Annotated in this window: 22 protein-coding genes; 15 read left to right on the top strand and 7 right to left on the bottom strand. The window is 64.7% G+C overall.

The features are described from left to right. Position 1 precedes the first annotated feature (1 nt). Positions 2 to 1,429 carry an MDR family MFS transporter gene (locus CH289_RS03010; RefSeq protein ID WP_037184788.1) on the bottom strand — a complete coding sequence of 476 codons (1,428 nt, stop codon included), beginning with the start codon at positions 1,427 to 1,429 and terminating at the stop codon, positions 2 to 4. 63 nt (positions 1,430 to 1,492) lie between these two features. On the opposite strand from CH289_RS03010, the gene CH289_RS03005 reads away from it, so the two are divergent. Both CH289_RS03005 and CH289_RS03000 read left to right on the top strand, forming a co-directional pair. After that, positions 1,493 to 2,377, top strand: coding sequence for a phosphoribosylaminoimidazolesuccinocarboxamide synthase (locus tag CH289_RS03005; RefSeq protein WP_037145136.1), 885 nt, complete (start codon positions 1,493 to 1,495; stop codon positions 2,375 to 2,377). After that, positions 2,374 to 4,500 carry a S9 family peptidase gene (locus CH289_RS03000; protein WP_094727215.1) on the top strand — a complete coding sequence of 709 codons (2,127 nt, stop codon included), beginning with the start codon at positions 2,374 to 2,376 and terminating at the stop codon, positions 4,498 to 4,500. The genes CH289_RS03005 and CH289_RS03000 overlap by 4 nt, the downstream gene beginning before the upstream one ends. Positions 4,501 to 4,503: 3 nt before the next feature. Here the strand turns inward: CH289_RS03000 and CH289_RS02995 are convergent, their stop codons facing one another. After that, positions 4,504 to 5,184: a response regulator gene (locus tag CH289_RS02995; RefSeq protein ID WP_019667386.1), complete on the bottom strand. Its 681-nt coding sequence runs from the start codon at positions 5,182 to 5,184 to the stop codon at positions 4,504 to 4,506. Then, the gene (locus CH289_RS02990; RefSeq protein WP_256976961.1) at positions 5,181 to 6,668 is read right to left on the bottom strand and encodes a sensor histidine kinase; all 1,488 of its coding nucleotides are present in this window, start codon (positions 6,666 to 6,668) and stop codon (positions 5,181 to 5,183) included. Before CH289_RS02990 ends, CH289_RS02995 begins: the two co-directional genes overlap by 4 nt. 193 nt (positions 6,669 to 6,861) lie before the next feature. Here CH289_RS02990 and CH289_RS02985 point away from each other — a divergent pair, with 193 nt between their 5' ends. From CH289_RS02985 to CH289_RS02970, 4 genes are all read left to right on the top strand, one after another. Continuing rightward, positions 6,862 to 8,244 carry a C4-dicarboxylate transporter DctA gene (locus CH289_RS02985; RefSeq protein WP_019667384.1) on the top strand — a complete coding sequence of 461 codons (1,383 nt, stop codon included), beginning with the start codon at positions 6,862 to 6,864 and terminating at the stop codon, positions 8,242 to 8,244. Positions 8,245 to 8,380: 136 nt separating this feature from the next. Beyond that, on the top strand, positions 8,381 to 8,887 hold the full coding sequence (locus CH289_RS02980) for a glutathione peroxidase (protein WP_019667383.1): 507 nt from the start codon (positions 8,381 to 8,383) through the stop codon (positions 8,885 to 8,887). A 55-nt stretch (positions 8,888 to 8,942) separates the two neighbouring features. Beyond that, on the top strand, positions 8,943 to 9,638 hold the full coding sequence (locus tag CH289_RS02975; protein WP_094727213.1) for a DUF2334 domain-containing protein: 696 nt from the start codon (positions 8,943 to 8,945) through the stop codon (positions 9,636 to 9,638). 91 nt (positions 9,639 to 9,729) lie between these two features. Beyond that, positions 9,730 to 10,371 carry an LppP/LprE family lipoprotein gene (locus tag CH289_RS02970; RefSeq protein WP_094727211.1) on the top strand — a complete coding sequence of 214 codons (642 nt, stop codon included), beginning with the start codon at positions 9,730 to 9,732 and terminating at the stop codon, positions 10,369 to 10,371. Between the two features lie 71 nt (positions 10,372 to 10,442). On the opposite strand, the gene CH289_RS02965 is transcribed toward CH289_RS02970, so the two are convergent. Then, positions 10,443 to 11,087: an MBL fold metallo-hydrolase gene (locus CH289_RS02965; protein WP_094727209.1), complete on the bottom strand. Its 645-nt coding sequence runs from the start codon at positions 11,085 to 11,087 to the stop codon at positions 10,443 to 10,445. An 89-nt stretch (positions 11,088 to 11,176) separates the two neighbouring features. On the opposite strand from CH289_RS02965, the gene purS reads away from it, so the two are divergent. The 3 genes from purS to CH289_RS02950 are packed head-to-tail and all read left to right on the top strand — an operon-like array spanning position 11,177 to position 12,480. Further along, positions 11,177 to 11,413 carry a phosphoribosylformylglycinamidine synthase subunit PurS gene (purS, locus tag CH289_RS02960; protein ID WP_026348182.1) on the top strand — a complete coding sequence of 79 codons (237 nt, stop codon included), beginning with the start codon at positions 11,177 to 11,179 and terminating at the stop codon, positions 11,411 to 11,413. Continuing rightward, complete coding sequence (gene purQ / locus CH289_RS02955) at positions 11,410 to 12,102, top strand: phosphoribosylformylglycinamidine synthase subunit PurQ (RefSeq protein ID WP_019667378.1); 693 nt, start codon at positions 11,410 to 11,412, stop codon at positions 12,100 to 12,102. The genes purS and purQ overlap by 4 nt, the downstream gene beginning before the upstream one ends. A gap of 27 nt (positions 12,103 to 12,129) precedes the next feature. Continuing rightward, positions 12,130 to 12,480: a VOC family protein gene (locus tag CH289_RS02950; protein ID WP_019667377.1), complete on the top strand. Its 351-nt coding sequence runs from the start codon at positions 12,130 to 12,132 to the stop codon at positions 12,478 to 12,480. Here CH289_RS02950 and CH289_RS02945 read toward each other — a convergent pair. Beyond that, complete coding sequence (locus CH289_RS02945; protein ID WP_033190665.1) at positions 12,477 to 13,346, bottom strand: hypothetical protein; 870 nt, start codon at positions 13,344 to 13,346, stop codon at positions 12,477 to 12,479. The genes CH289_RS02950 and CH289_RS02945 overlap by 4 nt on opposite strands. A 55-nt stretch (positions 13,347 to 13,401) precedes the next feature. Between CH289_RS02945 and CH289_RS02940 the strand changes: the two genes are divergently transcribed. After that, a complete protein-coding gene (locus tag CH289_RS02940; protein WP_019667375.1) occupies positions 13,402 to 14,682 on the top strand; it encodes a M18 family aminopeptidase in 1,281 nt (426 codons plus the stop codon). Here the strand turns inward: CH289_RS02940 and CH289_RS02935 are convergent, their stop codons facing one another. After that, a complete protein-coding gene (locus CH289_RS02935; RefSeq protein WP_230621130.1) occupies positions 14,683 to 15,474 on the bottom strand; it encodes a nucleoside phosphorylase in 792 nt (263 codons plus the stop codon). 107 nt (positions 15,475 to 15,581) lie between these two features. On the opposite strand from CH289_RS02935, the gene purL reads away from it, so the two are divergent. The 5 genes from purL (at position 15,582) to purF (ending at position 22,402) form a co-directional block, all read left to right on the top strand. Then, a complete protein-coding gene (gene purL / locus CH289_RS02930; RefSeq protein ID WP_094727207.1) occupies positions 15,582 to 17,858 on the top strand; it encodes a phosphoribosylformylglycinamidine synthase subunit PurL in 2,277 nt (758 codons plus the stop codon). 4 nt (positions 17,859 to 17,862) lie between these two features. Beyond that, positions 17,863 to 19,653 carry an alpha/beta hydrolase gene (locus CH289_RS02925; protein WP_020111555.1) on the top strand — a complete coding sequence of 597 codons (1,791 nt, stop codon included), beginning with the start codon at positions 17,863 to 17,865 and terminating at the stop codon, positions 19,651 to 19,653. Then, on the top strand, positions 19,650 to 20,228 hold the full coding sequence (locus CH289_RS02920; protein ID WP_094727205.1) for a CPBP family intramembrane glutamic endopeptidase: 579 nt from the start codon (positions 19,650 to 19,652) through the stop codon (positions 20,226 to 20,228). Before CH289_RS02925 ends, CH289_RS02920 begins: the two co-directional genes overlap by 4 nt. An 86-nt stretch (positions 20,229 to 20,314) precedes the next feature. Then, a complete protein-coding gene (locus CH289_RS02915; RefSeq protein WP_019667370.1) occupies positions 20,315 to 20,701 on the top strand; it encodes a sterol carrier family protein in 387 nt (128 codons plus the stop codon). Between the two features lie 135 nt (positions 20,702 to 20,836). Beyond that, positions 20,837 to 22,402 carry an amidophosphoribosyltransferase gene (gene purF, locus CH289_RS02910; protein WP_026348179.1) on the top strand — a complete coding sequence of 522 codons (1,566 nt, stop codon included), beginning with the start codon at positions 20,837 to 20,839 and terminating at the stop codon, positions 22,400 to 22,402. Positions 22,403 to 22,425: 23 nt separating this feature from the next. On the opposite strand, the gene asnB is transcribed toward purF, so the two are convergent. Continuing rightward, entirely contained in the window at positions 22,426 to 24,243 is a 1,818-nt protein-coding gene (gene asnB, locus CH289_RS02905; RefSeq protein WP_080748807.1) for an asparagine synthase (glutamine-hydrolyzing), read from the bottom strand. Positions 24,244 to 24,293 lie beyond the last annotated feature (50 nt).

Genomic DNA, 24,293 nt, shown 5'->3' with positions numbered 1-24,293 from the left:
GTCACGGCTGAGATGTCCGTCGACTCACCTGCGGCGGAGCCGCCTTGGGCATCAACGTTGCGGCGAGGAGCATGAGTACTGCCGCACCGAAGACGCCCAGGAAGACCAGATGAATGGCGTCGGACAGCTGCTGCGGTTCCGGATCCCCGGAGACATGCGAGTTCACGATTGCACCGAAGATCGCGACGCCGACGGCGCTGCCGATGGAGCGCGCGAACATGTTGGTCGACGTCGCGACGCCACGCTCGGACCACTCGACCGACGACTGCGCGGCGATCAGCGTCGGGCTTGCAATGAGACCCATGCCGAGCCCGACGACGAAGCAGACGGCGGCGATCATCCAGATCTGCGACTGCGCGCCTATCAGGGTTGCCGATCCGGTTCCGACCAGCGCGATGGACCCGCCGGTCAACGCCGTCGCGCGGAATCCGAACCTCAGATAGAACTTGCCGGACAGCGACGCCGCGATCGGCCAGCCGAGCGTGAGGGTTGCCAGAGCGAAGCCGGCCACGATGGCACCGGTGCCGAGGACGCCTTGCACGAAGGTGGGGACGTACGACGTCAACCCCAGCACGATTGCCCCGACGATGAGGGACACCAGGCTACTGACGACGAGGACGCGCCGGGTGAACACCCAGAGCGGCAGTATCGGCTCGGGCGCGCGGGTCTGCTGCCAGGTGAACAACGCCAGTGAGACGACCCCGAGTGCAAAGATCCCCACCGACGTGCCCGACGCCCATGCCCAGGACTGTCCGCCTTCCAGCAACCCGAGAAGCAGCGCAGCCGCGCCGACGGTGAGCAGACCCGCACCGAGGTAGTCGATCGTGGGTTTCGAGCGGTCGACGGGCCCTTCGTGGAAGCGTCGGATCAGCATCCAGGCGGCCAGTGCGCACAGTGGGATGTTGACGAAGAAGATCCAGCGCCAGGACAGGAACTCGGAGAACACACCGCCGAGTGCAGGCCCCAGCACTGCCGACATGGCCCACACGCTGGCCAGGTAGCCCTGGGCTTTGGCGCGTTCCTGCAGGGTGTAGATGTCGCCCGCGATCGTGACGGACATCGGCTGCACCGCCCCCGCCCCGAGTCCCTGAACCGCGCGGAATGCGATCAACGCGGGCATCGACCACGCCAGGCCGCACAGAATCGAGCCGAGGAGGAACACTGCGATGCCCCACAGCATGACCTTCTTGCGGCCGAACAGGTCGGCAAGCTTCCCGTAGATCGGCACGGACACGGCCTGGGCCAGCAGATAGATCGAGAACAGCCACGGGAACTGACTGAAACCACCGAGATCGTCCACGATGGTCAACACGGCCGTCGCGATGATCGTGGAGTCCAGTGCGACGAGCGACGTGCTGAGCATCAGAGCGATGAGTACCGGCCCGCGCTCGGACCGGAAGCCGACGTCTGCGATCTCGTTGGTTGCCATCAGCAACCATTGTTCTCCTGTCGCCGAGACATGGCGACATCAGGCCCAGATAGGGTTGGTTTCGTGCGCCCAACACTCAGTAGCTACCAGCATCTGGCCGGCGGCAAGGTTCGCGATCTCTACATCGTCGACGACGACCACCTGCTTCTCGTCGCAAGCGACCGCATCTCCGCCTACGACCACGTCCTCGATACGCCGATCCCCGACAAGGGGCGCGTCCTGACGGCGATGAGCGTGTTCTTCTTCGAAGAGCTCGGGGGAGTCAATCACCTCGCCGGTGATCCGCTCGACGAGCGGATCCCTCAGGAACTGCTCGGACGGGCTCTTGTCGTCAAGCGCCTCGAGATGGTGCCGATCGAGTGCGTCGCTCGCGGTTACCTGACCGGTTCGGGGCTCTCGGACTACCAGCGGACCGGCGCGGTGTGCGGTGTCGCGCTGCCCGACGGTCTGGTCGAATCCAGCAAGCTCGACGAACCGATCTTCACGCCCGCGGCCAAAGCGGCTCTCGGCGAGCACGACGAGAACGTCGACTACGCCGCCGTCGTCGACAAGGTCGGGGAGGAACTGGCGTTCAAACTTCGCGAGGACACCCTCGAGATCTACGCCCGAGCTGCCAATTTCGCACTCGACCGCGGAATCATCCTCGCCGACACCAAGTTCGAATTCGGGCAGGACGCCGACGGCAACCTGGTTCTCGCCGACGAGGTGCTCACCCCGGATTCCTCGCGGTACTGGCCGGCCGACAGCTACGAGGAAGGTCGCGTTCAGCCAAGCTTCGACAAGCAGTACGTCCGCGACTGGCTGACGGGCGAATCGGGCTGGGACCGTCACGGTGACACGCCGCCGCCCGCTCTTCCCGACGACGTCGTCGCGGCGACTCGTGCACGGTACATCGAGGCCTACGAACGCATTTCGGGCCTCAACTTCGACGATTGGGTCAAGCCATGACAGTTACTCCACCGATTGCCAAGAAGGTCCCTCTCGAACGGACCCACCACGGCGACACCGTCGTCGACAACTACGAGTGGCTGCGGGACAAGGAAGATGCCGAGGTGATCGCCTACCTCGAAGCCGAGAACGCCTATACCGAGCAGCAGACCGCCGGTCTCGAGGAACTCCGCGGACAGATCTTCGACGAGATCAAGTCACGCACCCAGGAGACAGACCTGTCGGTCCCGACGCGTATGGGCGACTGGTGGTACTACTCGCGGACCATCGAAGGCAAGTCCTACGGCCTCCAATGCCGTTGCGCCGTGGATTCTCCCGACGACTGGACACCTCCCACTCTGTCCGGTGAGGTGCCGGGCGAGCAGGTCCTTCTCGATTCCAACATCGAGGCCGAGGGGCACACCTTCTTCTCCCTCGGAGCATTCTCGATCAGCCAGGACGGTAACCTCCTGGCCTACTCGACCGACACCGAGGGCGACGAGCGGTACACGTTGCGTTTCAAGGACCTGCGCACCGATGAGATGCTGCCCGACACCATCGAGAAGGTCTCCACCGGAGCGACGTGGTCGATCGACCACGGCCACGTCTTCTACCAAACCGTCGACGAATCCTGGCGTCCCGACACCGTGTGGCGGCACAAGCTCGGCACACCATCCTCCGAGGACGTCAAGGTCTTCCACGAGCCGGACGAGAGCTACTGGGTCGGATTCGGCTCCACCCGTAGCGAGAAGTACCTGATGATCTGGGTCGGCTCCAAGATCACCTCCGAATGCCTCGTCCTGGAATCCGAGAATCCGGAAGGCGAATTCCGCGTCGTACTCCCGCGCGAAACCGGTGTGGAGTACAGCGTCGAGCATGCCGTGGTGAACGGTGAGGATCGATTCCTGATCCAGCACAACGGCTCCGTCAACGGCTGGGGAACCGACGGCGAGAAGGCGGAGAACTTTCTCCTCGCCGACGCACCCGTCGACGATCCGTCGAACCAGACCATTCTGATTCCGCACCGCGACGACGTCAGGCTCGAGGACGTCGACGCGTTCGCCGACCATCTCGTACTCAACTACCGCCGAGAAGCGTTGACACGGCTGGCTATCTGGCCGATCGGACCCGAGGGGTACGGCGACTACGAGGAACTCGAGTTCGAGGAAGAACTCTTCGCCGTCGGCGCCGGCTCGAACCCCGAGTGGACGCAGCCACTTCTTCGTCTTGTCTACACCTCGTTCATCACCCCTGGGCAGGTGTACGACTACGACGTGAAATCAGGCGAGTTGCTGCTCCGTAAGGCGCAGCCCGTCCTGGGTGATTTCCGCGCCGACGACTACGTCCAGCATCGAGAGTGGGCCGTCGCGGCCGACGGGACCCGCATTCCGCTGTCCATCGTGCTGCGCAAGGACGTTCCCGAAGGCCCTGCTCCGACCCTGCTGTACGGCTACGGATCGTACGAAGCATCGATGGATCCGGCGTTCTCCGTAGCCAGGCTCTCGCTACTGGACCGCGGAATCGTCTTCGTCGTCGCACACGTGCGCGGTGGCGGCGAGATGGGCCGCCACTGGTACGAGAACGGCAAGACTCTCACCAAGAAGAACACGTTCACCGATTTCGTCTCCGCTGCACAGCATCTGATCGACACGGGTCGGACGGCGCCGAAACACCTCGTCGCCGACGGTGGTAGCGCGGGCGGGCTTCTGATGGGTGCTGTCGCGAACCTGGCGCCGGAGCTGTTCAACGGCATCCTCGCGAACGTTCCGTTCGTCGATCCACTGACCTCCATTCTCGACCCGTCGCTGCCGCTCACGGTCATCGAGTGGGACGAGTGGGGCAATCCGTTGGCGGACAAGGAGGTGTACGACTACATGAAGTCGTACAGTCCCTACGAGAACGTCGAAGCCAAGGACTACCCAGCGATCCTCGCGATCACGTCCATCAACGACACCCGTGTGCTCTACGTCGAGCCCGCCAAATGGGTTGCCGCACTGCGTGCCACCAAGACCGGTGACTCCGACCTGCTGCTCAAGACCGAGATGAGCGCAGGCCACGGCGGCGTCAGTGGACGATACGAGAAGTGGAAGGAAGCCGCCTTCGAATACGCCTGGATCGTGCAGCAGACCGGCGCCCGTATGTGAGTGTCAGCGCCAGACGTACCTGACCTGCGGGCGACCGGCCTTTCCGTACTCGGTGTTCCGGGTGACCAGGCCGTCGTCGGCGAGGCGCTCGAGGTACCGCCAGGCCGTCACGCGCGAGACTCCGACGAGCTTGGCGGCCTCGGACGCGTTGAGCCCGTCGGGGGCGTCGCGGACGATTGCGGTGACGCCGTCCATCGTCTGCGGTGCAATGCCTTTCGGGGTCGAGGCGCGTTCGTCCGCGGTGCGCAGGTGGGACATCGCGCGGTCTATGTCCCGCTGGCTCGCGGCGTTCTCTCCCGCGGGAAGGGCGTCGTGGAACTCGCGGTACCGGTCCAGCTTGTCCCGAAACGCGGCGAACGTGAACGGCTTCAGTAGGTACAGAACGACACCGTGGGCCACGGCGGATCGGACCACCGAGAGGTCACGCTCCGACGTGATGGCGATGACGTCCGGGCTGGGCCGGAGGCCGCCGAGCGCTGCGGCGACGTCGATGCCGTTGGAATCGGGCAGGCCGATGTCCAGCAGCACCAGGTCGATCGGTTCGACGGCTTCGGCTGCGGCCCGCAGTGCGGCCGACCCTGTGTGCGCCAGGGCGACGACGGTGAAACCCGGAACGCGCTCGACGTAGCTGCGATGCGCCTCGGCGATCAACGGTTCGTCCTCGACTATCAACACTCGGATCACGAGGGCCTCCCCAGCGGAATGGTCGCGGTCAACACCGAACCGTAGGTGACCTCGGAGGTCAGCGATCCGCGATACCGATTGACCACCTGTGTCACCAGTGCCAGACCCAGGCCGCGCGACCCGGATTTGGTCGAGTATCCGCGGGTCAGTGCAGTTCTCAGTACGTCGGCGGGCATCCCCGGGCCGCTGTCGGACACCCGAACCATCAGCTCCGATTCCGAATCACGCACCGTCACTTCGACCCACGGCTGCTCTGCTTCCTTCGACGCATCGATTGCATTGTCTATCAAATTACCGACCAGCGTGACCAATTCCCGCGGAGTGACGATGCCGGCATGTTCGAGTGCTGTGTCCTCGGTGATCGTGAGTTCGACGCTCTGCTCGGCTGCCTGACTGACTTTGCCCAACAACAAGGCGGCCAGAGCGGGTTCACCCACGGCACTCATCAATCGGTCGATCAAGTTCTGCGACAGTTCGAGGTCCGCAGTCGCGAACTCGACAGCTTCCTGCGGCCGACCGAGTTCCACCATCGTGATGACGGTGTGCAGGCGATTCGCGGACTCGTGCGCCTGCGAACGCAGCGATTCGGCGAAGCTCCGCACCGAATCGAGTTCACCGATCACCCCTTGCAATTCCGTTCGATCGCGGATCGTGAGAACGTCGCCGAGGCGTCGACCCTCCCACATCACCGGGTCGGAGTTGACGACCAGCACGCGGGTTTCGGTCAGGTGGAGTTCGCCGCCGGACGTCATGTGCTGCAGTGATTCCGGCAGGTCCGTCCGTCGAACAGGGCCGTCGGGGAGATCGAGGAGCCGCCTGGCCTCGTCGTTGACGATTTCCGCCGTGTCCCGCTTGCCGAACACGAGCAACCCTTCGCTGATGGAGTGCAGAACGGCGTCGTGATGCTCGTACATCGAACGCAACTCGTCCGGCGCCATGCCCAACGTCTGACGACGAAGTCGTCGGCTCAGTGCCACCGAGCCGCCGGCGGCGACGATGAAGGCCGAGATCACCACCCCGACGATGAGAGGAAGCCCGGCCAGGAACTGATCGCTGATCTTGTCCCTCGTCACCCCGGCCGACACCAGGCCGACGATGGCGCCGGTGGAGTCGGTCACCGGCGTCACCGCGCGGATCGAGGGACCGAGCGACCCGACGTAGGTCTCGGTGAACGTCTCACCCTCGAGTGCGCGTTCGATGTTGCCGCTGAACGGCTGACCGATCAGGTCGACGGTGGTGTGAGTGAAACGAGTTCGGTCCGGCGCCATCACGACGATGAAGTCGACGCCGGTGACCTTTCGAATTCGTTCGGTCTCCGGTTGCAGGTACGCAGTGGGGTCGTCCGAGGCGATCGCCGTCGGCGTCGACGGTTCGTTGGCGATGCTCGCCGCGACGGCGATGACCTCGCGGCGGGTCGCCTCGTCGCTGTTGGACCGCTCGTTGACGATGGTCAGGAACCCGCCGGCAAGCACGATGACGGCCATGACGATCAATTGCAGGATCAGAACTTGCCCTGCAACGCTCGTCGGACGCTTCGCCACGTTTCGTTCCTTTGTTTCGTACCCGGTTCTCGTGAACAGAATGAACGTATTCGTGACTACGGTCACGAATTCCACCAACATCGTCCTCTAGCAAGGCGTGATCCAACTCACTCCATTAGTCACAAAGGACGTACCCATGACTACCAGCATCGATGCTGAAAACCGGAATCCGGCGCCGGAACCGAAGAAGAAGCGCGACAAGACGCACTGGCTCTACATCGCGGTGATCATCGCCGTGGTCGCCGGTGTTGCCGTCGGTCTCCTGTGGAAGGACTTCGGTGTCGAGCTCGCAGTGCTCGGCACCCTGTTCGTCAGCTTGATCAAGATGATGATCAGCCCGGTCATCTTCTGCACCATCGTTCTCGGCATCGGCTCGGTCAAAGCTGCAGCCAGTGTCGGCAAGGTCGGCGGGCTCGCGCTCGCCTACTTCATCGGAATGTCGACGATCGCCCTCGGCATCGGCATGGTCGTCGGCAACTTGATCCAGCCAGGCACCGGCCTGAACATCGTGCCAGGCGGTGGTTCGGAGTACGCCGAGGACGCCGAAGGTGCAGGCGGCACGATGGACTTCATCGCCGGAATCATCCCCGAGTCGCTGTTGTCGTCCTTGACCGCAGGCTCGGTGCTGCAGACGTTGTTCGTCGCCATCCTCGTCGGCTTCGCACTCCAGGCCATGGGCAAGCAGGGCGAGGGCATCCTCAAGGGCATCGGCGCAGTGCAGAAGCTCGTGTTCCGCATCCTGACGATGATCCTGTGGCTCGCCCCGATCGGCGCTTTCGGCGCCATCGCCGGTGTGGTCGGCAAGACCGGATTCGACGCTGTCGTTCAGCTCGGCACACTGATGCTGGCGTTCTACATCACGTGCTTCATCTTCGTGTTCGGCTTCCTCGGCCTGATCCTGAAGTTCGTGTCCGGCTTCTCGATCTTCAAGCTGGCCAAGTACCTGGGGCGCGAATACCTGCTCATCGTCGCGACGAGCTCGTCCGAGTCGGCTCTGCCGCGTCTGATCGCCAAGATGGAGCATGTCGGCGTCGAGCGCACCACCGTCGGCATCGTCGTCCCGACCGGATACTCGTTCAACCTCGACGGCACCGCCATCTACCTGACCATGGCGTCGATCTTCATCGCCGACGCGATGAACATGCCGCTCTCGATCCCCGAGCAGTTCTCCTTGCTGCTCTTCATGATCATCGCGTCGAAGGGTGCTGCCGGAGTCTCCGGTGCCGGTCTGGCAACCCTCGCGGGCGGCCTGCAGAGCCACCGCCCCGAACTGCTCGACGGCGTCGGCATGATCGTCGGCATCGACCGGTTCATGTCCGAGGCCCGGGCACTCACGAACTTCTCCGGCAACGCAGTTGCAACCCTTCTCGTGGGAACCTGGACCAAGACGATCGACGCGTCACGCGTCAAGACCGTCCTCGACGGAGACCTGCCGTTCGACGAGGAGACCATGGTCGACGACCATCTCCCGGAAGACGACAAGCGCGTCGAGCTCGATAAAGCCGCAGCCAAGGCGTAAAAGACCCCGCCTGGTGACGCGCACCCCCCGTCACCAGGCGTGTAGTACAAGAGCGGCCCTCCCACTCGGAGGGTCGCTCTTGTGTGTTCGGACAGCCAACTCACCAGAAGTCGGTACCCACAGGTAAGTTCGTGGAATGACTGAAGTCCAGAACATCGGCATCAACACGCTGGGCGGTGCGCCCACCTCGCTCGACGAGTACGCGGGCAGAGCCGTCCTCGTGGTGAATGTCGCCTCGAAGTGCGGCCTGACGCCTCAGTACGCCACACTCGAGAAGCTTGCCACCGAATACTCGGCGAAGGGACTGTCCGTCATCGGCGTTCCTTGCAACCAGTTCGGTGGTCAGGAGCCCGGCACCGCCGAGGAAATCGAAACGTTCTGCTCCACCACCTACGGCGTCACCTTCCCCATCACGGAGAAGATCGAGGTCAACGGAGAGAACCGGCACCCGCTCTACGCGGAGCTCACCAAGACCGAGGACGCAGAAGGCGTCGCAGGAGACATCCAGTGGAACTTCGAGAAGTTCCTGATCTCACCCGAGGGCGTCGTCACCAACCGCTTCCGCCCACGTACCGAGCCGGACGCCCCTGAAGTACTGGCTGCGATCGACAAGATCCTGCCCAAGGAGAACATCGCCGTTTAGACGCGATCAATTCTGCCGTCGAGCCTCGTTCACATCGGTGTGCGAGGCTCGCGGCATGTCTGGAGCACTGATCGTGTCGGTGAGCGGAATCAGGGACGACACCTGCGACAACGCAGCGGAGTTCGCCCTCGAACTGGACAAGCGCGGCGTCGCCCAGTCGCTTCTCGTTGCGCCGCGGCTGAAGGACAAGTACCGGCTCACGAAAGACGAGAACACCCAGGACTGGCTGCGAGGGCGTCGGGACCTGGGGGATGCGATAGTCCTGCACGGGTACGACCAGGCCGCGACCAAGCGTCGCCGAGCCGAATTCGCAGCACTTCCACGTCACGAAGCACGGCTGCGGCTCATGGCCGCCGACCGGGTCATGGAGCAGACCGGCTTACGCACAAGGGTGTTCGCAGCGCCGAGGTGGATCGCATCACCCGGAGCAGTTGCCGCTCTGCCCGAGGCCGGCTTTCGAATGATCGCCGGCCTCAGTGCAATTCACGATCTGGACACGGGATCGCTCGTGCGAGCACGAGTCCTGGGCATCGGCGAAGGCTTCAAAGCCGAACCCTGGTGGTGTCGAGCACTGGTCATCGGCGCCGGACGTACCGCCCGACGCGGCGGCACCGTCCGATTGGCGGTCAGCGCAAAACAACTGGGCCGCAGCGGTCCCCGGCAGGCAATCCTGGACGCGGTCGACCTGGCGCTCTACAGCGGTGCAACACCGGGCGTGTACGAACACATTCGCAGGGTGAGAGCAGCCTGACCGCTCGCGGGGTTATGAGATCGTAACGTAACGGACCACCTGGTCCAGTGGATGTAACCCTCGACGATGCAATCGATGTCGAGGCGGCGCCATGAAAAGAATCGTGCTCGTGACCCTCTGCATGATGGCCGCTGTGGCCTGCGGAAACACCGATGGCGGCACAGCGACCGCAGTGTCGGAATCCACTGCCGCGCCGGGGCAGCAGGCCGCGGCGCCGACGGTTGCACCCTCGGTGGGCGCGCTGCCGTCGGTCGTGGTTCCGTCGCCGGTCCCTGCCCTTCCGTCGGACATCAGGATCCCGACGGCGGACGCAGCTCCGACAGTGACCCCGGTCCAGCCGGCGACATGTGTGGACGCTGCCGTGGTCTCCGATGCTGTGGCATCCATTCCGCGATACTTCCCGGACGAAGCCTGGACCGCAGGCCGGACAGGTGATCCCTGTGCGGCGTTCACGTGGGTGGAAGCTGCGGCGTCGCCCTATGCAACCGCGAGCACACCGGAGCACATTCTGTTCTTCGGCAACGGTGTGTACCTCGGCACGGCGACGGCAGCGCCGTACAGCTTCACGAGTGTTGCAACCCAGACCGCCGACACGATCACCGTGAACTATCGCTGGCTCGTCGCCGACGAGGCGTTCGGAGCACCCGAAGGTGGCCCCGTCGCAATCCGCTACCAGTGGGACGGAAGCTCCGTGATCATGCTGGACACTCTGCCGCCCGAGGTGACCCGTTGATGTGAGTGGAGATGACAGTGCCATCGGGTCGCTCCGCAGGCTCCGCGTCTGTCCCCGGCCTACATTTTTACTCACATGGAGAGGGAGGATTCCTGAGGAAGCTCGCGGAATTCGGTCTTTTCGTCGGCCATGTCCTTGAACCGGCCGTAGTAGATTCCCCTGGCCTCCTCGGCGACGACGGCCTGGTGGATCGGGAACGCGATCCGAGGTGCGACTGCGCGCAGAAACTCGACGTTCTCCGAGAGCTTCGACCACGGCGCCGCAGTCGGGAGCGCCAGCACGTCCACCTTCTGCTCGGGAACGAACAACGAGTCGCCGGGATGGAACAGTTGCCCCGGATTCTCCGGTGTCCCCAGCAGATAGCCAGTGTTGTCGATCACGGGCAGTTCGGGGTGGATGACGGCATGGGTTCCGCCGACACCACTCACCTGGATGCCGCCGACGGAGAACGTCTGGCCCGCGTGTGTGGCCATCCACCGCTCGCCGAGCTGCGACGCGGTCATCGGATCCGCGTACAACGCTGCGTTCGGATTGCCGTCCACCAGTGCAGGAAGACGCTCGAGGTCGACGTGGTCGGGGTGCTGGTGGGTGATCAGAATGGCGTCGAGCCCGGTGATGCCCTCGAAGCCGTGTGAGAAGTTGCCGGGATCGAACAGCACCGTGGTGCCGTTCAGCTCGACGAGTACACAGGAATGTCCGAAGTGCGTCAGCTTCATTCCTCCACACTAAGCGCAGTTTCGCGGCTCGCGCTGGTGCTGCGTAAACTCTTCACCGCCGGTATTTGTCTTATCCAAGGAGCTCCCTCGTGGCCCGAGTAGTTGTCGATGTCATGCCCAAGGCCGAAATCCTCGACCCGCAGGGTCAGGCCATCGCAGGCGCGCTTGGTCGTCTCGGCGTAGCAGGCGTCTCCGACGTCAGGCAGGGCAAGCGGTTCGAGTTGGAGGTCGACGACAGCGTCGACGACGCCGAGCTCGAGAAGATCGCGGAATCGCTCCTCGCGAACACCGTCATCGAGGACTGGAAGGTCACCCGAGAAGCATGAGCACACGCAACTCGTCCGCCCGCGTGGGGGTCATCACCTTCCCCGGAACTCTCGACGACGTCGACGCCTCCCGCGCCGTGACGCTCGCCGGCGGCGAGGCCGTCAGTCTGTGGCACGCCGACGCGGACCTGAAGAACGTGGACGCCATCGTCGTCCCCGGCGGGTTCTCCTACGGCGACTACCTGCGTGCAGGCGCGATCGCCCGGTTCGCACCCGTCATGGAATCCGTCGTCAAGGCGGCCGAAGGCGGCATGCCGGTCCTCGGCATCTGCAACGGCTTCCAAGTTCTGTGTGAAGTCGGCCTGCTTCCCGGCGCGCTGACCCGCAACGAGGGCCTGCACTTCGTCTGCCGCGACCAGTGGCTGAAAGTGGAGAACTCGGACACCGCGTGGTCGTCGCGCTACGAGACGGGTGCCGAGATCCTGATCCCGGTCAAGAACGCCGAAGGCCGGTTCCAGGCATCACAGAACGTGCTCGACGAGCTCGAGGGCGAAGGCCGCGTCGTGTTCCGCTACAGCGGATCCAACCCGAACGGTAGCCAGCGGGACATCGCCGGAATCTCCTCGCCCAACGGCCGCGTCGTCGGACTCATGCCGCATCCCGAGCACGCCACCGAGCCCCTCACCGGCCCCAGCGACGACGGCCTCGGCATCTTCTACTCGGCACTGGACGCAATCGTCTCGGCCTAGCAGGAAGCAGGGTCTATTCTCCGACGCATCACCCTGACACCGGTGATGATCACGATCGACTCCTCCGATCCTGGACCGCTCGCGACGTGGTGGGCGGCCAGGACCGGCGGAACCATCGAAGAAGAGAACGACGGGTGGTTCTACACCGTCTCGCTGCCCTCGGCGCCGTACCGCCTTGCCTTCCAGAAGGTCGACGACCCGACGCCGGGCAAGAACCGAATCCACCTGGATCTGACGACGGCGGATCTCGACACCGAGGTGACGGCTCTGGTCGATTCGGGTGCGTCCAAGGTCGACGAGCACACGATGGGCGAATTCCGCTGGGTCACCCTGACCGATCCGGACGGAAACGCATTCTGCGTCTCGGGCGCGCACTAGAGCTCCGCGAGAGTCCGCTCGAACAGATCTGCCGACGAACTACCGTTGACCTGGCAGTACTGCCCGTCACGCCAGAAGTAGAGATCCTGGGACAGCGGATTCGGGGTGTCCCGAGAGAATATGCGCGCCAACTGCACGAGCAGTGTCGACGCACGAACGGTGGCGTCGAACTCGAAGGGTTTGTAGTAGTCGATCTCGTAGGCATTGGGAACGACGAACAGAACGCCGAACGGTGAATCGCCGAGGTGATCGGCGATCAGCGTGGGCATGTTCGCGACCTTGGATGCGAGATAGATCGAATCGCCTTTGCACACGTCGATCGTCACATCGTCCTTGGTCAGTGTTTCGCGATCGTCGAAGGTCATCGCGGCTGTGTTGTCGCGACCGAACGCCCACGCGGCCTCGAGGTCTCGATTCTCCAGATACCGACCTTCGAGAGTCAACGCAAGGTCCGGAAACGTCAGGTTCAGCACTCGGCGTGGTGAATTCGGCGCATCGACCAGCGGAGTCGAATAGCGGAAGTCGCCCCTGCCCGGCAACGCGCTCGGCGCAGTGACCCGCTCACGCAATCGCATGTAGAACTCGTCGTCCGGCATGTTCAGCAGATACTGCGGGTCACTCAGTCGCTGTGACTCGAGCATGGTTGCGACATGGATCTCGATGATCTCGCCCCAGTACTTCCGCGGAGCACCGAGGCAGCGTGCCGTCAGATTCTCGAGCGTCACGTGGTGGCCGTCGTCGGTCTTCAGAGTGGTGGCGTCGATCTTCGTCAGCTTCACCCCGTGCCTGCCGAATGCCTCGATCACTTTCTTGCGGACGATGGCTGTCGTAGCCGGTCCCGATGCCTGCGCTGCCAGATGATTCATGACGCCCCCGAGTCGATGTGTGGTCCTTGCTCTGTTCGACGCAGCTACTGACACAATGGTTCCCATGTCGTCTCTTGCGTCTGCCGCTGGTCTGTGCAATTTCGTCGACGTGTCGCCGTCGCCGTTCCATGTGTGCCGCACCGTAGCGGTGCAGCTCGAGGAGGTAGGTTTCGTCCGCGTCGACGAGACCGAAGCCTGGCCGGCCGAGGCAGGGCGGTACTACCTCATCCGCGGCGGGTCGCTCGTCGCCTGGAGTACCGAGAGCAGCAGTACTGCATTCCGGATCGTCGGCGGACACACCGACAGCCCCAACCTGCGCGTCAAGCAGCACCCTGATCTGGAGTCGGCGGGATGGCAGATGGTCGGCCTCGAGCCGTACGGGGGAGCGTGGCTCAATTCCTGGCTCGACCGCGATCTCGGTGTGTCCGGTCGACTCAGTGTGCGCGACGGCAACGGGCTGCGTGAGGTGCTCGTCAAGGTCGACGAACCGATTCTCCGTGTCCCGCAGCTCGCAATTCACCTGTCCGAGGATCGCAAGGGCGTGACCTTGGACCCGCAACGACACGTCAATGCCATTTGGGGCGTGGGTAATTCACCGCGATCGTTCATCTCGTTCGTCGCGGAACGCGAAGGCGTCGACCCGTCGTCGGTTCTCGGGTGGGAGCTGATGACGCACGACCTCGCGCCCAGCGCAGTCGTCGGCGCCCAGAGCGAACTGGTCAGCGCACCGAGGCTCGACAACCAGGGAACGTGCTACGCGGGTACTCAGGCTTTGATTGCGGCAGTGCAGAATCCGACGGACGTCACCCCGGTGCTGGCATTGTTCGACCACGAGGAAGTCGGCAGTATGTCCGACCGTGGCGCGTTCTCGGACCTGCTCAACACGGTGCTCGAGCGAATCGTGTTGGGCCGCGGCGGCGGTCGCGAGGAGTTCCTCCGCACCATGGCCGGATCCATCTGCGCCTCCGGTGACATGGCGCATGCGACGCATCCGAACTACCCGGACCGACACGAACCCGCGCACCGCATCGAACTCGGTGGAGGGCCCGTGCTCAAGGTCAACCAGAACCTCAGGTACGCAACGGATTCCGCGGGTGCAGGAGCATTCGCGCTGGCCTGCGACCAGGCGGGGGTGCCGCTGCAGCGCTACGTTCACCGCGCCGATCTGCCCTGCGGTTCGACGATCGGCCCGATCACGGCCTCACGGACGGGCCTGTCGACCGTCGACGTCGGTGCCGCACAGCTCGCCATGCACAGCGCACGCGAGCTCATGGGCGCCTCCGATGTGAAGGCCTATGCCGACGCCCTCGCTGCGTTCCTGGCTCCGTCGGCCTAGCTAGCTCAGCTGCAGGCACGCGTCGGCTGCGAGCCAGAACAGTTGCTCGCGGACGGTGCCTGCCTTGGTCCAGCCGCGGTGCTCCCAGTCCGCGGCCAGGGAGTCGCCCGCGTACAGCAGTTGCGCGAACCGCACGCCGCGGTACCGGGCGACCGCGCAGAACGCCGACGCTTCCATGTCGACCGTCAGGCAGCCCTCGTCGACGCGCCGGGAGACTCGGCTTCGGGTTTCGCGGTACAAAGCGTCGGTGGTCCAGGATCGACCGGTGACGTGTGCGATCCCGGCCTCCGTCAGCACGTTCTGCAGCACCGTGACGCCTGCAGGATCGGCGTCGACGACCCGTCCGGGCGGGAGGTAGTGGAACGACGTTCCCTCGTCGCGGACAGCGCTGTCGACAACCATGACGTGACCCATGCCGAGCTGATCGGTCAGTGCTCCCGCGCCCCCGACGGCGACGAACTCCGAGCAGCCGAGCGCGATCGCCTCTTCGAGGAACAGTGCGGCCAGGGGTGCGCCGACTCCCGGATGGAACACGGCGAGCCGTTCACCGCCCCGCTCGATCTCGTAGACGGGATGCTCGCCGTGCTCGGATCGAAGCACCGACAGGACGCGTGCCTTGCCCTGACCGGCTATGGACTCGATCACTTCCGCGAAGAAGCAGACAACGGCTTTTCTGGGGACATCCACACCCTTGACCACCATCTGAGGCGTCAGGACGCCCGATTCGTCCAGATCGTTCTCCGTCAACGCGATGGGAGCGGAGCCTGAAGAGGCGACAGAAGGGGTATCCACGGCACAATGTTTGCACGCTGCTTTTGGGGCCTGTCACCCTGCACGGATAGACTCCCCCTGGCATTTCGCTCCAGGAAGGGACCCCACTCCTCGTGTCCGACAGCTTTGTGAAAATTGACACTGTCTCCGCCGCAGTCGCTACGCCGGATGTTGCGCAGCCGTACAAAGAACTCGGACTCAAGGACGACGAGTACGCCCGCATCAAGGAAATCCTCGGTCGCAGGCCGACGGATGCCGAGCTGGCGATGTACTCCGTCATGTGGAGCGAGCACTGCTCCTACAAGTCCTCCAAGGTGCACCTGAAGTACTTCGGCGAGACCACCACCGACGAGATGCGTAAGTCGATGCTCGCGGGCATCGGCGAGAACGCAGGCGTCGTCGACGTCGGTGACGGATGGGCCGTCACGTTCAAGGTGGAAAGCCACAACCACCCGTCGTACGTCGAGCCCTACCAGGGTGCGGCGACGGGCGTCGGCGGCATCGTCCGCGACATCATGGCCATGGGCGCGCGGCCCATCGCCGTCATGGACCAGCTGCGTTTCGGTGCTGCAGATGCGCCCGATACACGTCGCGTCCTCTCGGGCATCGTCTCCGGCGTCGGCGGCTACGGAAACTCGCTCGGCCTTCCCAACGTCGGCGGCGAAACGGTGTTCGACGCCTCCTACGCGGGCAACCCACTGCTCAACGCTCTGTGTGCAGGTGTCATGCGCGTCGAGGACATGCATCTCGCGTTCGCGTCGGGCCTGGGCAACAAGATCATCCTGTTCGGCGCTCGCACGGGTCTCGACGGCATCGGTGGCGTGTCCGTGCTGGCCTCGGAGACGTTCGACGGTGATGAGACGGGAGGCGGCAGGAAGAAGCTTCCTGCCGTTCAGGTCGGCGACCCGTTCACCGAGAAGGTCCTCATCGAGGCGTGTCTCGAGCTGTATGCCGAGAAGCTCGTCGTCGGGATCCAGGACCTCGGCGGCGCCGGATTGTCCTGCGCGACGTCCGAACTCGCGTCGGCAGGCAGTGGTGGCATGCACATCGCGCTCGAGCAGGTCCCGATGCGCGCTACCGGCATGACCCCGGCCGAGGTGCTCTCGAGCGAGTCCCAGGAACGCATGTGCGCCGTGGTGACGCCGGAGAACGTCGACAATTTCATGGCCGTCTGCAAGAAGTGGGATGTTCTCGCGACGGTGATCGGCGAGGTCACCGACGGTGACAACCTCGAGATCACGTGGCACGGGGAGACCGTCGTCGACGTTCCGCCGAAGACCGTCGCCCACGAGGGCCCGGTGTACTCGCGGCCCGTGCAGCGTCCCGTCGCTCAGGACGCACTCGTCGCGAACACCACGGCGTCGCTGAAGCGTCCCGAGACCGCCGAGGAACTGAAGGCAACGCTGCTGAAGATGATCGGCAGCCCACAGCTCTGCAGCCGCAAGTTCATCACCGAGCAGTACGACCGCTACGTCCGCGGGAATACCGTGCTGGCCGAGAACGCTGACGCCGGTGTGATTCGGATCGACGAGACGACTGGCCGCGGTATCGCGCTGGCCACGGACGCGTCGGGCCGGTACACCGCACTCGACCCGTACCAGGGCGCACAACTCGCGCTCGCCGAGGCGTTCCGCAACGTCGCCGTCACCGGTGCGACCCCGAAGGCCGTCACCAACTGCCTCAACTTCGGATCACCCGAGGATCCGGGCGTCATGTGGCAGTTCCAGCAGGCCGTTCGCGGTCTCGCCGACGGCTGCGTCACCCTCGGCATTCCCGTCACCGGCGGAAACGTCAGCTTCTACAACCAGACGGGCTCCGAAGCGATCCTCCCGACGCCGGTCGTCGGAGTCCTCGGTGTCATCGACGACGTGCACCGCCGCGTCCCCACCGGACTCGGCCTCGAGCCCGGCGAGACACTGATCCTCCTCGGCGACACCCACGACGAGTTCGACGGATCCATCTGGGCACAGGTCGAGCACGATCATCTCGGTGGCGTGCCGCCGAAGGTCGATCTGGCCCGCGAGCAGCTGCTCGCCGACATTCTGCTCGCCGGATCTCGTGACGGTCTGATCTCCGCCGCGCACGATCTCTCCGAGGGCGGCCTGGCTCAGGCTGTCGTCGAGGCAGCGTTGGCAGGCGAAACCGGTTGCCGCATCCTGCTTCCCGAAGGCGCCGACCCGTTCGTCACCTTGTTCTCCGAGTCCTCCGGCCGCGTGCTCGTCGCTGTGCCGCGCACCGAGGAGACTCGCTTCACCGGCATGTGCACCGCCCGTAACCTCCCGTGGACGCGCATCGGCGTCGTCGACGAGGGTTCGGACGAGATCGAAGTTCAGGGCCAGTTCGCCGTCGAGATGACCGAACTCCGTGACACTTTCGAGAGCACCCTTCCCAGACTTTTCGGGTAGGGCAGTGAGCGGGGGAGAGGCATCGGAAGGGGCCGTCGACACGGTCGAGCGTGAACACACGCATCACCGTCTGCCGATCGAGTTCGCGGTGCCTTCTCCCGAACGGCATCCCCTCGTCATGTGGGCGTGGGGGCTGCTGAAACTCGATTTCACGGGCATCGTCTTCAGCGCGCTGTTCTTCTGCTGGTCGCTGACACCGTCGCTGCTGCCGCGCGACTGGTTGTTCCAAGGGCTGATCGGCGGAATCAACGCGGCCATCGGTTACGGGTTCGGCGTGGCCGTCGGCTGGGCGGCTCGGAGGTGGTACCTCGACCGGAAGACGTGGTGGCCCCTGCCGCGTCGGGTCGAGCTCTACGTCAAGTTCGCCATCCCGCCGCTCGCGATCCTCGCATCGCTGTACATGCTGTACCTGTCCGCCGGATGGCAGCGCGAACTTGCCGCGTTGATGGACGCCGAGGGAACGACCACCACCGGCTACTTCCGCACCGGTGCGTTGAGCATCGGCGTCGCCGCGCTGTTCATCTCGGGCATGCGTGTGCTGCGTGACCTGGTTCGCTTCGTCGCGCGCCAGCTCAACAAGGTCGTCAAGATGCCCCGTGAGGTCGCGAACGTCATCGGGGTCGTCCTCATCGTCGTTCTGGTCATCGCGCTCGTCCAAGGTGTTCTGCTGCGGGCAGTCTCCGACGTCACCAATTCGATCTTCAGCCTGCAGAACAACGAAACTCGCGAAGGCGCAGAACAACCCACCGAACCCGAGCGATCCGGCAGCCCACAATCTCTCGCGCCCTGGGACACCCTCGGATTCGAAGGACGCAACTTCGTCTCCAGCGGACTGAGCGCACAGGAGATCTCCGACGGCCTCGGACAGCCTGCGCTGGAACCGATCCGCGCCTACGCCGGGTTGGAGACCGCCGAGACACAGGACGAGCGGCTCGACATCGTCGTACAGGAACTCGAACGCACCGGAGCCTTCGAGCGTCAGGCCCTGGTCGTCGTCCCGACCACGGGAACCGGATGGGTCAACCCCACCGCGATCGAAGCCGAGGAACTGATGTTCGGCGGCGACGTCGCCACCGTCGCCGCGCAGTACTCCTACCTACCCAGTTGGATCTCGTTCCTCGCCGAACGCGACAAAGCGGCCGAGGCGGGTAAGGCGTTGATCGACAAGGTCCACGAGCGCTGGCTACAGGAACCGGAGGCCACCAGGCCCAAGCTGTACGTCTACGGCGAAAGCCTCGGAACGCAGTCCGGTGAAGGTGCCTTCGACGGTCTCGCCGAGATCCGGGACAGCGTCGACGGCGTCCTGTGGGTCGGGCCGCCGAACGCGAACCGGCTGTGGTCCCAGTTCAAGAACCGCCGCGACCCGGGTAGCCCCGAAGTACGGCCCGTCTACGCCGATGGTCTCGTCGTCCGTTTCGCCGACAACTCGTCCGGGATCCCGCCCGAGGGTCAGCCGTGGCTCAGTCCCCGCATCCTCTACGTGCAGCACGCGTCCGACCCGGTCGTCTGGTGGTCGCCCGACCTGCTGTTCGAGCGCCCCGACTGGCTGTCGGAAGCTCCTGGCCCCGACCGTCTGCCCGACATGCGCTGGTTCCCGATCGTCACCTTCTGGCAAGTCGCAGCCGATCTGACCAACGCCGCGGGCGTGCCCGACGGTCACGGTCACAACTACGGGACCCTCGTTCTCGACGGCTGGGTCGCCGTTGCGGCGCCCGCAGGATGGACTGCGGAGGACACCGAGAAAGTGCGCGCCGTGATGGACGAATACGCAGGTCGCGACGGCCCCGAGAAGTGAAAGGTCTCGCTCTGGGCGCGGTCACGACGGCATGGAGTACGGCCGTCGTACCTGCGCTGAACTTGCCTGACCGACCGCGCACGGTGGTGAACGCAGCGTTCGGGATTTCGCTGGCCGCAGTGACACGGGCTCCGCTCGGGTTGAGCAAATGGCGAAGCGGTCTGAAGTGGGGGCTCGGTGCGGCGGCGGTACCCGCCCTGGGTTCGGTCGTGATCGCATCCGTACCCGCGCTGGCCACCCGAGTTCGACCGTCGGACGACAACCTCGCCGAGTGGGTGTTGTTTCGGATCCCGATCGGAACCGTCGTCACCGAAGAGCTGGTGTTCAGAGCCGTGTTCGACGACGTGTCCCCGTCGCTGTCGCCGGTGTTCTTCGGCCTCTGGCACATCCATCCCGCCCGTGCTGCCGGGGATTCCGTTCTCGGAACGGTGGCGGGCACCTATCTGGCAGGTCTGTTGTTCTCGTGGCTCCGACACCGCGGCGGTGTTCTCGCGCCGATGCTTCTTCACTACGCGGTGAACGCCTCCGGAGCGGTCCTGGCTGCACACAATTCGACCGCGCAGGGCCGAATGTGACCTGCCGGGCGGACTTCTGTGCACTGGGGACCGCGTCCTGAGCCGGGAGTGGAGCCTGCAGGAACGACCCGAATAAGCTGATCGGCATGGCTCCGAGTAAGACGGTCACCCCCGAGCAGGTTCGAACCGCCGTTCTGGCCGTCGCCGACTGGGTGCGCGACGCCTCCCTCGACAAGCCGCCGCGCGCGGCCGTCGCCGACGCCGTCCGCACCACCGCTCGCACGTTGGCCCAGGTGGCGCCGGGGTCCAGCGTCGAGGTTCGGGTTCCGCCGTTCGTCGCGGTGCAGTGCATCGTCGGCCCGCGGCACACCAGGGGCACACCTCCCAATGTGGTCGAGACCGATCCGCGCACGTGGCTGGAGGTCGCGACCGGAGTCCGAGCGTTCGACGACGCCCTGAACGACGGTTCGATCACGGCGTCGGGCAGCAGGGCGAGCGAAGTCGGACATTGGTTACCGATCCTGCGTGCCTGACGTAGGCCAAGTGGACAGCCGGTTACCGCAAAACAGACAACCGGGGAATGTCACTCGCCCACGATGCGTTGCCATGGCCTGTGTGCCCGTAGACTGGTACATGCCCCCCGCCCCGTCCCCCAAGGGAGCAGTGTTGTGACCTCTGCCGATATCTCGGTCGACAGTCCAAATCTTCTGGTAGGCAAGCCTGTAGACGAACCCGAGAACGAACCTCGGGAAGAATGCGGCGTATTCGGAGTGTGGGCCCCGGGGGAGGATGTAGCCAAGCTCTCCTATTACGGCCTGTACGCATTGCAGCACAGAGGCCAGGAAGCTGCCGGCATCGCCGTCTCCGACGGTTCCCAGGTCCTGGTGTTCAAAGATCTCGGCCTGGTCAGCCAGGTGTTCGACGAGCAGACCCTCGGCGCCATGCCGGGGCACGTCGCCATCGGACACTGCCGCTACTCCACCAGCGGCTCGGTGACGTGGGAGAACGCGCAGCCGATCTTCCGGACCACGACGGCCGGTACGGGTATCGCCCTCGGCCACAACGGCAACCTCGTCAACTTCGCCGAACTGGCGACGCGAGCCCGCGAAGAGGGCCTGATCAGCGACCGGTTGCAGGGCAACGGCACGTCGGATTCCGATGTCGTCACCGCACTGCTGGCGCACAAGGCCGCAGACCGCACCATCGAGCAAGCTGCGATGGAACTGCTCCCCACTCTGAAGGGCGCATTCTGCCTCACCTTCATGGACGAGCACACGCTGTACGCCGCGCGTGATCCCCACGGAATCCGTCCGCTGTCCCTCGGACGCCTGGACCGAGGATGGGTCGTCGCCAGCGAGACCGCAGCGCTCGACATCGTCGGAGCCGCATTCGTGCGTGACATCGAGCCGGGCGAACTCCTGGCCATCGACGCCGACGGTGTTCGCTCCTCGCGGTTCGCGGCGCCGGAACCCAAGGGCTGCGTGTTCGAGTACGTCTACCTCGCGCGCCCGGACTCCGTCATCGGTGGCCGTTCGGTGCACTCCACTCGCGTCGAGATCGGTCGTCGGCTCGCCGAGGAGCACCCCGCCGAGGGTGACCTGGTGATTCCGGTTCCCGAGTCGGGAACGCCCGCTGCCGTCGGATTCGCGCAGGGCTCCGGAATTCCGTACGGCCAGGGACTGATGAAGAACGCCTACGTGGGACGTACGTTCATCCAGCCGTCGCAGACCATCCGGCAACTCGGAATCCGCCTCAAGCTCAACCCCCTCAAAGAGGTCATTCGGGGCAAAAGGCTCGTGGTCGTGGACGATTCGATCGTGCGCGGCAATACTCAGCGCGCCCTGATCAGGATGCTGCGGGAAGCCGGTGCGCTCGAGATCCACGTACGGATCGCGTCGCCGCCCGTCCGCTGGCCATGCTTCTACGGTATCGACTTCGCGTCTCCCGCCGAGTTGATCGCCAACGGCGTCGACTCCGAGGACGGAATCCTCGAAGGGGTGCGTCAAGCCATCGGTGCCGACTCCCTCGGTTACATCTCCACCGAAGGCATGATCGCGGCGTCGGAGCAGCCCGAATCTCGGCTGTGCACCGCATGTTTCACGGGCAAGTACCCCATCGAGCTTCCCGCCGACAACGCACTGGGCAAGCACGTCCTCGAAGGCATGCTCGCCACCGCCGCCGGACAGGCGTCGGAATCCACCAACGCCAACGTGAGTGCTCTCAGCAGGCCCTGATCCGCTGACGTGCGGCGGAGCCGCTACAGACTGATGGTGTGATCGGCCAGCCAGGAGTTGATGCCGACTACCCGCTCCGCGGCATGCCGGGCGTGCGGATCGTTCTGAGCGCCCAGGATCTTCTCGACGCCGGTTCGGTCCAGCAGGGCCGCGATCGGTGCGTTGGAATCGTCCAGAACGGCGCCGAGCTCCTGCAGGATCGTCTTCGAGTACTGCGGATCCTGGGTGCTCGGGTACGGGCTCTTCACACGCTGCACGACCGACTGCGGCAGTAGATCCGCCGTCGCGGCACGCAGAAGGCTCTTCTCGCGGCCGTCGAAGGTCTTGAACGCCCAGGGTGTACCGAACACGTACTGCACCAGGCGGTGATCGCAGAACGGCACCCGAACCTCCAGCCCCACGGCCATGCTCATCCTGTCCTTGCGCTCGAGCAGCAACGGAAGGAAGCGAGTCAGATAGAGGTAGGAGATCTCGCGCATCCGGGCTTCCAGGCCCTCGTCACCGGGTCGTCTCGGAACTTCCGCCAGCGCCCGCCGATACTCATTCTCGTAGTACCCCTCCATGTCGAGCTGACGTTGCAGATCGAGCGAGAACGGCGACGTCGTGTCCCTGCCCTGCGCCATCGACCCGGCCAGCCATGGGAACGTATCGGCGGCAACCACGTTCGGGTCGTGGAAATCGGCGTACCCGCCGAACACCTCGTCCGCGGACTCGCCGGACAGCGCCACCGTCGATTGCTCGCGTACGGCCTTGAACAGCAGATACAGCGAGGTGTCCATGTCGCCGAGTCCCGGGTAGTCCCGTGCGGCCAGCACGGCTGCCCGGTGAACCGGATCGAGCAGGTCGTCGTTGCTCAGCACGATGTCTCGGTGGTCCGACGCCACGTGCTGGGCCACGTCCTGCACGAACTTCGTGTCCGGCGCGTCGCGGAGACCGTCGGCGACGAAGTTGTCCGCGTACCCCACGAAGTCGACCGCGAACGACCGCACAGGTCCTGTGCCCTCGGCGGCGAGCCGGCCGGCCGCGAGTGCGGTCAACGCCGACGAGTCGAGCCCTCCCGACAGGAGTGTGCACAGAGGAACGTCGGCGATGAGCTGGCGAGATGCAGTGTCGTCCAGCAGCTCTCGAACCGTGCGGATCGTGGTGTCGAGGTCATGGGTGTGCTCGTGATCGTCGAGGCCCCAGTATTTCACTTCGTGTGCACCGTGCGCGGTCACTCGAACGACGTGACCGGGCGGAACTTCCTTCATACCGTCGAACACCGCGTTCGACGGATCGGCGACGAAACCGAGGAGTCGACGCAGACCGTCGATACCGACGTTCTTGGAGGCCAGTGAATTGGCAAGTATCGCTTTCGGTTCGGAGCCGAACAGGACTCCGTCCTCGGTTTCGAGGTAGTAGAGGGGCTTGACGCCCAGGCGGTCGCGGACGAGGAGGAGTTCCTCGGTTGCTGTGTCCCACAGTGCGTACGCGAACATGCCGTTGAGTTGTGGGACCGCGTTCTCGCCCCACTTCTCGTGGGCGCGAAGAACCACCTCGGTGTCACTGCTGGTTCGGAAGTCGCCGCCGATCACTCCGCGGAGCTCGCGGAAGTTGTAGGTCTCGCCGCTGTAGACGATGACGGCTTCGGTGCCGTCGAGCCTGCGGTGGATCATCGGCTGATGGCCACCGGGTAGGTCGATGATGGCGAGGCGACGATGCCCGAGGGCTGCGTGCTCGGACGTCCACAGTCCCTCGTCATCGGGTCCTCGTCGGGTCATGGTGTCGGTCATGGCGCGCAGTGTTCGATTTTCGCCACGTAGATCCCGCCCGTAGGACACCCATCCCGTGATTCCGCACATATGTTGCCTCCTGGTCCGAAGTCCCCCGACCGGCACATCGACGCAACAAG

Origin of the sequence: Rhodococcus sp. RS1C4 (assembly GCF_002258225.1) — a bacterium.
Classification (GTDB): Bacteria; Actinomycetota; Actinomycetes; order Mycobacteriales; family Mycobacteriaceae; genus Rhodococcoides; species Rhodococcoides fascians_E.
This window is presented reverse-complemented; position numbering and strand designations above follow the sequence as displayed.

Coding starts and splice junctions, on each gene's coding strand:
- CH289_RS03010 (WP_037184788.1), bottom strand. CDS start 1,429: ATGGCAACCAACGAGATCGCAGACGTCGGCTTCCGGTCCGAGCGCGGG.
- CH289_RS03000 (WP_094727215.1), top strand. CDS start 2,374: ATGACAGTTACTCCACCGATTGCCAAGAAGGTCCCTCTCGAACGGACC.
- CH289_RS02990 (WP_256976961.1), bottom strand. CDS start 6,668: ATGGCCGTCATCGTGCTTGCCGGCGGGTTCCTGACCATCGTCAACGAG.
- CH289_RS02985 (WP_019667384.1), top strand. CDS start 6,862: ATGACTACCAGCATCGATGCTGAAAACCGGAATCCGGCGCCGGAACCG.
- CH289_RS02980 (WP_019667383.1), top strand. CDS start 8,381: ATGACTGAAGTCCAGAACATCGGCATCAACACGCTGGGCGGTGCGCCC.
- CH289_RS02975 (WP_094727213.1), top strand. CDS start 8,943: ATGTCTGGAGCACTGATCGTGTCGGTGAGCGGAATCAGGGACGACACC.
- CH289_RS02970 (WP_094727211.1), top strand. CDS start 9,730: ATGAAAAGAATCGTGCTCGTGACCCTCTGCATGATGGCCGCTGTGGCC.
- CH289_RS02965 (WP_094727209.1), bottom strand. CDS start 11,087: ATGAAGCTGACGCACTTCGGACATTCCTGTGTACTCGTCGAGCTGAAC.
- purQ (WP_019667378.1), top strand. CDS start 11,410: ATGAGCACACGCAACTCGTCCGCCCGCGTGGGGGTCATCACCTTCCCC.
- CH289_RS02945 (WP_033190665.1), bottom strand. CDS start 13,346: ATGAATCATCTGGCAGCGCAGGCATCGGGACCGGCTACGACAGCCATC.
- CH289_RS02940 (WP_019667375.1), top strand. CDS start 13,402: ATGGTTCCCATGTCGTCTCTTGCGTCTGCCGCTGGTCTGTGCAATTTC.
- CH289_RS02915 (WP_019667370.1), top strand. CDS start 20,315: ATGGCTCCGAGTAAGACGGTCACCCCCGAGCAGGTTCGAACCGCCGTT.
- asnB (WP_080748807.1), bottom strand. CDS start 24,243: ATGTGCGGAATCACGGGATGGGTGTCCTACGGGCGGGATCTACGTGGC.